Source organism: Mesorhizobium sp. WSM4817 (assembly GCF_055811135.1).
On record NZ_JBVVQQ010000124.1, the window covers coordinates 1 to 607 of the forward strand.

At 59.0% G+C, this 607-nt stretch carries 1 protein-coding gene; it reads left to right on the forward strand.

Features of this window, described 5'->3' with window-relative positions; all coding sequences use genetic code 11:
- Positions 1-607: DPP IV N-terminal domain-containing protein (locus AC0L2K_RS35010; protein WP_473533662.1), on the forward strand; the 607-nt coding region annotated here is incomplete at both ends.

Genomic DNA, 607 nt, shown 5'->3' on the forward strand with positions numbered 1-607 from the left:
CGAACTGACCGAGGATGGTCGCAGGCTCGACTTCCTGATTGAGCAGGTCCGGTGGAGCTGCGACGTTGCAAGCTATGTTTGCACCAGCACAAACTTGGATGTGGACGCGCCGGACTTTCAGCTCCGCCACGACTACACCCCCCCGGCTAAGAATAACCCCGACCAGAGGAGCGACTCGCCCGACGGCAAATGGATCGTCTATATAAGGAACCACAATGTTTTCCTGCGCAGCAATGACGGATTGCAGGATGTTGCGGTGAGCCGGGATGGATCAGAGGGCAATTACTACGTCTTTTCGACACTGAGCTGGTCGCCGGACTCGCGCCATCTCGCGGCCTACCGCGTTCGCCCCGGCTACAAGCGGGTGGTCCCCTACCTCAATTCGTCGACGGACCGGTTGCAGCGCGAATATTCGGCAATGGTCTATCCCAAGCCGGGCGATGTCCTTCCGCTGCCCCAGCCGGTCCTGTTCGAGATTGCCAGCCAGCGCCAGATCGTGATCGACAACGCCCTGTTCTCCAACCCCTTCAAACTTTCCGCTCTCCAATGGTGGGCAGACGGTCGCGGCTTCACTTTCGAATATAACCAGCGCGGGCATCAGCTCTAT